This is a genomic window from Flavobacteriales bacterium (genome assembly GCA_020435415.1).
In the GTDB taxonomy this organism is placed as follows: Bacteria; Bacteroidota; Bacteroidia; order JACJYZ01; family JACJYZ01; genus JACJYZ01.
On record JAGQZQ010000125.1, the window covers coordinates 1 to 7,568 of the forward strand.

Consider the following 7,568-nt stretch of genomic DNA (forward strand, 5'->3'; position numbering starts at 1 on the left):
ACAAGTTTTGACTCCGGTATTGGATATACCAGGGCATGTCGGTTGCCAGCAAGGGAGCCAGGAGTGCCACCAGGGCAAGGACACCCAGGATGTACAGTGAGTAATATGCAGGACGGTTCCTTCTAAAGGTTCGCCAGGTATATCCTTTCGGGCTGATACCGGGTGCCACTTCGCTATAGGTATTCTTATCTTTTTCCATAGCTTATGCGTGGGTCAGCGATTGCATAGAGGATATCCGCGAGTAGGAAGCCAATAAGGGTCAGGGCACCGGAAAGTGTCAATATGGCAATAATGGTGGGGTGATCCTTATTCCCGATGGCCATGTACATTTCAAGTCCCATGCCTGGTAGGGTAAAGATGGTTTCCAGGATAATAGACCCACCAATGGCATAGGGGAAGATGTTGGTGAAAATGGTAATGATGGGGAGCAGTGCGTTACGAAATGCATGTTTGTAAATGACTTTCCTCTTTGTTAATCCCTTTGCTCTTGCGGTCCGAATGTAGTCCATGTCAATCGCCTCGATCATTGCCACGCGCATTGTTCGTGAGAGAAAGGCAAAGGAGCTGTATGTATAGCAGGTCAGGGGCAATACCAGATAGGGGAGGGTGATCCGGAGTTGTTGAAAGAAACCGGCACCTTCGGGAAAGCCTGTGGCAGGTTTTACCCCGGAAGCCGGGAAGATGGGAAGAACGTCAGGGTTGGCGAATGTCATCAGGAGTAACGTTGCAAACCAGAACGAAGGCATAGAGTATAGTACGAAGAGGATTACAGTTGTGATCCTGTCGAACCGTGAATGTGGCTTTGATGCAGCCCGGATACCAATGGGTATGCTTACCACATAGGCAAGGATTACCGACAGCACGGTAAACAGCAAAGACCACCATATCTTACTGCCAATGGCGGCAGAAATGGGTTGTTTGGTTGCAAAGGACAGCCCGAAATCACCACGGATCAATCCTTTGCTGAACTTTGCATCTTTCCCGGTGATCCAGTTCCCATCCCCGAAGATCCAGCGGTGGTATTGATTGTGGAGGTGAAAAGAAAGGGTAGGGACATAAAGCTTCCAGGGTGTGGCCTTCTCTTTCATCTCACGAAAGCGTTCCTGAATCACATTAATCTGCGAAGACAACGCATGGAGCGCAGGATGGCCTTGATATCTTGTTGCCATGTTGTTGATACGCGTTTCGAGTACATCCGTATCGTAAGTAGACAAAAGGGAAAGGGACTCGAAGCGCAGTTGATTGACTTCTTCTGTCATGGTATCGCCGGGATTCAGGGAGACCCGGCTATGCATGGCTACAAATGCCTTCAGTGCTTCATGGAATTCTACGATCTGCGGCCAGTTACCATATTGATGGATCAGGCGTTCCAGGGCCTGGCGATGTGAGGGATCATAGATGCGGTGGATGGTGTCGGGTGTGGCAAGGTTGTGGAGGCTAAAGTAAAATACCGGTAGGTCCAACCCCAGTTTTTTCCGCCATTCGCGTTTTTGCGCTTCCATATTGCCCGATGCCTGTACAAGATCCCCGGTGCTTTGTGCTGTGGTCATTAGACGGTCCACAGGGTCTCCCGGCATATTGATACTCAGAATAAATCCGAGCAGGGTGATCACCACCAGGGTAGGGAAAAATACAAGAATTCTTTTGAGCAGGTATTTGCCCATGAGTGTGTTCGGGGTTGCTAGTTCACCGTACTGCTTTCTTTGGATACAGGTCCGGCACCGGACTGCATCGGAACTTTTCCATAAAGTAATTGCAGGTTGGGCAACCAGGCACCGGTCCGGTCAAACAGGATATCTACATTACCAAAACGCTTGTGAACGATATTCCGGTTGGTACCCGATGTCATAAAGATGTAGGGTTGTTCTCTGTAAAGTATTTCCTGGAATCTGTGCACCATCGGTATTCTGAGTGAATCATGAACACAGTAGCGGATGGAATCGATCAATGCATCCGTTTCAGGGCTGCCGAAGCCGGTGAAATTACTTCCCTGGCTGCCCCATGATTCCGTATGCCATAGTTGCGAGAAATCATCCGGCATGTAGGAGGTGGACCACGAACCCAACATGAGGTCAAAGTCGTGTGCCATGGCACTGTTGTAGTGTACGGACAATTCCAACGGTACGAGGTTAATCTGAATACCCGCTTTGTAACATGATTCTTTGATCATGGTTGCCATGTCTTTCCATTCCACCTGGGAATTCATATAATGAAGATCTGCCATGAACTGAATCTTTTCTCCGTCAATGACTTTATCACGTATGTTATCTCCGTCGGTGTCTTTCCACCCGGTCTCATCCAGCAATTTTTTTGCTTTCTCCACATCCAGGGGGATAGGTGTGAGGTCACTGTTGTAATCGGGTTTGAGCGGGGATACAGGTCCGATCTGCCGTACGGCTTTTCCTTTACCGATCACCATGCGTATGTCTTCCACCGGTGTGAGCAGGGCCATCGCATTTCTTACCTTTTCGTCCGTAAACAGTTTTTTGTGCTTCACGCCATCCGGCCTCATATTCAAAGCCATGTAGCTGTAATTGTAGTTGGTGGTAATGCAACTGTGATAGTTTCTGTTGAAATTATCATCCTTTTGAAGTTCGAGTATGGTACGCGAACTGGTATAGAACGAAGCATCCATCACCTGAGACTTGAAATCCAGTATTTGAGAATTGGCGTCCCGGTTCAACTTGAATATGATTTTTTCCGGATACGACCGGTCGTAATAGGTTGGGTTATCAAGACGCTGTGTCCAGTGATCTTTCTTGCGCACCAGGGTAATGGCCTGACCTTGTTCCCAGCTTACCACCTCGTAAGGCCCCAGTCCTTTGATATAAGCAGGGTCCATGCCGAATTTTGAATCATTGAAGCCATTGGCCCATGCCACCAGATCAGGATGGTCTTCGGGGCGGAACAAGGAATCACTGATCTCTTTGAATGGATACAGTGCTAGAATTTTGTTTTTATCATAGAAGCTTTCCTGAATAATCACAAAGTCCGTTAACAATACAATGTTATGCAGATAGCGCCTCGACATGACGATGGTAAATTTTCGCGGATCTTTTTCCTTGATGATATCCATCATGGTCTGGAGGTATGGCTTTGCCTGCGGGTTGTTCGTAAGCGGACATTTGGCTGCTTTCAATGAAAATATGACGTCGTCTACGGTCAATGGACTGCCATCGTCAAAAGTAACGTCATCCCTGAGGGTGTAGGTGAAATGCAGGTCGTCATGTGATATCTCCGGAAGTGAGGTGACAAGATCCGGCATAACCGAAAGGTTCTTGGGGTCGGAAGCGATCAGGTAACGGTGAATGAAGTTGTGAATCGCAGTGCGTGGACTGGTGTTTCCATTGGTCGGGTGAAGGTTGTCAGGATCCCCGATCGAGTGACAAACCACAATGTTTTTGGTAGACCAATCCGACATGAAAGTATCCGCATCCTCCATTTTGAGGTAGGTGCGGCCTGCACTTGCCTGAAAAACTTCACCGGATCTTTTTTTCTCCTCAGTATTGGTTGAAGCCCCGTTGTCACCGCAACCTACGGCCATTGTGATGCCGGTCAGAGCCATTAAATGTATGTGGAAATTTCGGAGCTTCTTCATTTTTGAGAATCAATTCAATACATTAACATGCGGCATTGGAACCCTACCTTTGAATACAAATATAGCATTTAAGGAATTGCCATGCCCAAGGTAATAAAGGCGTATAAACACCCTGACCAATGACATACCAACGAACAGATAAGCACGTGATACAGGCATGCGCCAAAGCGGTGAAGTCCCTGGATATGATCAAAGAGGGTACGGTGTCGAACATGGATGCCTTTTATATTGACACTGCACGCGACCAATTGATGAAGGTGATCCGATCCAACGGGTACCGCTTGTCAGATTCTAACCGGCTGGTGAAGGCTTGATGATACAATGTATTGTTTGAGTGGTGAAAATATCCCGGCCAAAAGACCGGCTACTTTTATTATTTTTAGCGTCTAATTCATTAAAAAGATGACCAGGATCAAGTTCGGGACCGATGGCTGGCGGGCCATTATCGCCAGAGAATTTACGGTAGACAATGTAGCGAGGGTTGCTGTAGCCACCGCAGAATGGCTGAAGAAAAGCAATCTTTCACAGGAAGTGGTAGTGGGTTATGATTGTCGTTTTGGTGGTAAGATGTTTGCTTCCACAGTGGCAGCAGTGCTGGCGCACAAAGGCATCAAGGTGTATATCTCCGACAAGGAGGTAACCACGCCGATGGTTTCCCTGGCTGTGACCAGGAAAGGAGCCGGACTGGGTGTAATTATCACAGCAAGTCACAATCCTCCCGAATACAACGGATACAAACTTAAAGGCGCATTTGGTGGTCCGCTGCTCCCAAAAGATGTAGAGCAGGTTGAACAAATGATTCCCGCAGAACACGGTCTGAATCTTGGAGAAATTGATCTCGATGCCATGAGGCAGAAAGGGGTGGTGGAAACGCTGGATATGGAAACCATGTATTGTGATCATGTGGCAGCTTCATTCGACCTGGACGCGATACATAAATCCGGACTGACCATTGCGTATGATGCCATGTACGGTGCGGGTCAGGATGCTGTGAGGCGTCTCTTGCCCAATGCAGATCTGATGCATTGCGAAAAGAACCCGTCATTTTATGGCACTGCACCAGAGCCCATTCATAAGAACCTTAAGCCGTTCTCCGAACATATTGCACGCTCAGGAAAGTTCGCATTCGGTTTTGCTACGGATGGCGACGCCGATCGTATCGGAGTGTACGATGCATCCGGGCGATTTGTGGATTCACATCATGTGATCCTTCTCCTTATAAGATACCTGTATGAAGTGAAAGGGTTGAAAGGAAAGGTGTGTACGGCATTTTCCACATCCGTAAGGATCAATAAACTCTGCAAACACTTCGGCCTTGAACATGATGTGGTGAAGATCGGTTTTAAATACATCTGCGATGTGATGCTGAAGGATGATGTACTGCTTGGAGGAGAAGAGTCCGGCGGTATCGCCATCAAAGGCCATATTCCGGAACGTGATGGCATTTGGATCGGACTGACCTTGCTGGAATACATGGTGAAGACCGGCAAAACGCTCGAGCAACTGATCAATGAGTTGTATGATATCGTGGGTGCCTTTGCGTATGAACGTATTGATCTTCATCTGACAGAAAAGGTCAAGGAAGATGTGATTGCACAATGCAAGGAAGGTAAGATCAGCAGTTTTGATAGCTACGCGGTTCAGCGCATGGAGGACCTTGACGGATTCAAGTTTTTTGTGAGTGATGATGAGTGGCTCATGATCCGTCCTTCAGGAACAGAACCCGTCCTCAGAACCTACGCGGAATCTTCATCCAGTGAGAAGGCATTGGCTATCCTTAAGGCAGCCCATGAGAGCCTGATCCCAGCAGAATAACCCTGGCCGCGATGCTTTCCCTCAGAACATATGCACCGCCCCGGGCGGTTCGTGTGTTCCTTTGCCTGGTTATCTTCCTGATCAGCATCCCTTCATTGCGCGCCCAGAATGGTAGTAGCTTCTGGACACCTTCCGATAGCCTCAATAAGAAGCGACTTCGTGGCTTGCTGATTGCTGAAGGCGCTGTTTATGGTGTGACCATGATTGGTCTTAATCAACTTTGGTATGCGGATTACCCCCGTTCGTCATTTCACTTCTTTAATGACAACAAAGAGTGGTTGCAGATGGATAAGATGGGGCATATGACTACCGGTTACTATGTTGGCCGACTGGGGATCAAAGCCATGCAATGGACCGGGGCGGGCCCTCGCAAACAGCTTTGGCTTGGTGGATCACTGGGCTTTATGTTTCTCACGACCATCGAGATTCTGGATGGATTCTCCTCAGAATGGGGCGCATCATGGGGAGATCTCGTGGCCAATGGCACCGGTGCGGGACTGGTCATGGCGCAACATGCATGCTGGCAAGAGCAAAGGATCACTCCGAAGTTCTCATTCCATCGTTCTATGTATGCTGAATATCGTCCGGACTTGCTTGGACATGGACTGAATGAAGAGTTGCTGAAAGATTATAATGGACAAACCTACTGGTTGTCGGTTTCTCCCCGGTCATTCCTGGGTAAGGACCGTGTGACCTGGTGGCCGGGGTGGCTGAATGTGGCCCTGGGTTACGGCGCGGATGGTATGACCGGTGGTTCGGAAAATCATCCCATCACCCAGGGGCAAGGGGTGTATGTAACCCCGGAAAGATATCGTCAGTTTTACTTTTCCCTGGATGTCGATCTAACCAGGATAGAGACCAGAAGCAAGGCTCTTGGATTTCTGTTCAATACTTTCGGTTTTATCAAATTCCCGGCTCCGGCGCTTGAACTCAACCGTCTGGATGGTTGGCGTTTTCATCCTGTTTATTTTTAATGGGATGTATCCGCATAATCCATTCAAAGTGGGTGACCGTGTCACATTCCTGAACGAGACAGGCGAAGGTGTCGTGACCTATATCATCGGTCCGGGGATGGTTCGTGTGCAGGTGGAGGAAGGCCTTGAACTACCGATGTCCGTGGGCGACCTCATTAAAGTTCGCGAAGATATCGTTGAAGATTTGCTGAACGAGACGGCATCTATTCCACACGGAGTAAAATCCGAACCAGAGCCAAAAAGAGTACCCACACGTCGTGAGCGCACTACCTATGAGATCGACCTGCATCTGGAAGAGTTGGTAGACAGCACCCGTGGCTTGCAACCCGGAGAAATGCTAGAACTTCAATTGGAGCGTTTCAGAGAATTTCTGAGAGAGGCTATGGACAACCGTTGGAATAAGATCGTGGTAATCCATGGCGTGGGTGAAGGTGTGTTAAGGAGTAACATACATGCAATCCTTGATGAAATGCCTCATGTGTCTTATCACGATGCATCTTACCGGAAATACGGCAGAGGTGCAACGGAGGTGATGATTAGATATAAATAGAATTAAGAATCAAGAATGAAGAATGAATCGCCTTTGATAGCCCCGAAGGGGGGACATCTTAATAGAATGAAGATGCATTGGAAATCCTGAATGGGTGAAATCCCTATAACAATGATCATCATCAGCTGTATGATAGCCCCGGAGGGGTGTCATCTTAATAGAATGAAGAATGAATCGCCTTTGGAAGCCCCAGAGGGGTGACATCTTCATAGCGTTTCCATTTTCTATTGTCTATTTTCTAATGTCCATCATCCATCTCCTCACGTTCCGTATAATATTCCCTACCTTTGTATTGCAGGTTGTTCCGTCGCGCGAAGGTCTCATGACCTACGGGAGGAAAGTCCGGGCAACGCAGGGCGCCACACCCCGTGAAAACGGGGGCTGCCAGTAATGGTGGACAGACAGTGCCACAGAAAGTATACCGCCGACTTGGTGGCCGGGTTAGGGGAGGCAAGACCTCCTTTGACAAGGTTACGGAGGGCAAGGGTGAAAACGTGGGGTAAGAGCCCACGCCTGGATGTAGCAATGCATCCTTGAGGTAAACCTTGTGGGTTGCAAGGCCAAATAGTTCGGGGATGGTTTCGTTTCGGCGGGACCGGAAGGGCTGCCCGCCCGACCCGAAGGGTAGGCT

General features: G+C 48.5%; 7 protein-coding genes and 1 other RNA gene. 5 read left to right on the forward strand and 3 right to left on the reverse strand.

Going from position 1 to position 7,568, the window contains the following annotated elements:
• The 3 genes from KDD36_14100 to KDD36_14110 form a co-directional block, all read right to left on the reverse strand.
• A partial coding sequence (locus KDD36_14100; protein MCB0397782.1) for a hypothetical protein occupies positions 1 to 199 on the reverse strand: 199 nt, incomplete at its 3' end.
• Complete coding sequence (locus tag KDD36_14105; protein MCB0397783.1) at positions 186 to 1,664, reverse strand: ABC transporter permease; 1,479 nt, start codon at positions 1,662 to 1,664, stop codon at positions 186 to 188. The genes KDD36_14100 and KDD36_14105, both read right to left, overlap by 14 nt.
• 17 nt (positions 1,665 to 1,681) lie before the next feature.
• Positions 1,682 to 3,598, reverse strand: a complete 1,917-nt coding sequence (locus tag KDD36_14110; GenBank protein ID MCB0397784.1) for a hypothetical protein — start codon at positions 3,596 to 3,598, stop codon at positions 1,682 to 1,684.
• A gap of 119 nt (positions 3,599 to 3,717) precedes the next feature.
• On the opposite strand from KDD36_14110, the gene KDD36_14115 reads away from it, so the two are divergent.
• The 5 genes from KDD36_14115 to rnpB form a co-directional block, all read left to right on the forward strand.
• Positions 3,718 to 3,912, forward strand: a complete 195-nt coding sequence (locus KDD36_14115; protein MCB0397785.1) for a hypothetical protein — start codon at positions 3,718 to 3,720, stop codon at positions 3,910 to 3,912.
• Positions 3,913 to 4,000: 88 nt separating this feature from the next.
• A complete protein-coding gene (locus KDD36_14120; protein MCB0397786.1) occupies positions 4,001 to 5,413 on the forward strand; it encodes a phosphoglucomutase/phosphomannomutase family protein in 1,413 nt (470 codons plus the stop codon).
• An 11-nt stretch (positions 5,414 to 5,424) separates the two neighbouring features.
• Positions 5,425 to 6,387: a DUF2279 domain-containing protein gene (locus KDD36_14125; GenBank protein MCB0397787.1), complete on the forward strand. Its 963-nt coding sequence runs from the start codon at positions 5,425 to 5,427 to the stop codon at positions 6,385 to 6,387.
• 28 nt (positions 6,388 to 6,415) lie between these two features.
• On the forward strand, positions 6,416 to 6,937 hold the full coding sequence (locus KDD36_14130) for a Smr/MutS family protein (GenBank protein ID MCB0397788.1): 522 nt from the start codon (positions 6,416 to 6,418) through the stop codon (positions 6,935 to 6,937).
• A gap of 291 nt (positions 6,938 to 7,228) precedes the next feature.
• An RNA gene (gene rnpB, locus KDD36_14135) (RNase P RNA component class A) lies at positions 7,229 to 7,568 on the forward strand; the annotation flags it as partial.

What these genes read in the sequence shown, in the direction of transcription:
- KDD36_14125 (MCB0397787.1), top strand. Translation starts at nt 5,425, where the DNA reads ATGCTTTCCCTCAGAACATATGCACCGCCCCGGGCGGTTCGTGTGTTC.
- KDD36_14115 (MCB0397785.1), top strand. Translation starts at nt 3,718, where the DNA reads ATGACATACCAACGAACAGATAAGCACGTGATACAGGCATGCGCCAAA.
- KDD36_14105 (MCB0397783.1), bottom strand. Translation starts at nt 1,664, where the DNA reads ATGGGCAAATACCTGCTCAAAAGAATTCTTGTATTTTTCCCTACCCTG.
- KDD36_14110 (MCB0397784.1), bottom strand. Translation starts at nt 3,598, where the DNA reads ATGAAGAAGCTCCGAAATTTCCACATACATTTAATGGCTCTGACCGGC.
- KDD36_14120 (MCB0397786.1), top strand. Translation starts at nt 4,001, where the DNA reads ATGACCAGGATCAAGTTCGGGACCGATGGCTGGCGGGCCATTATCGCC.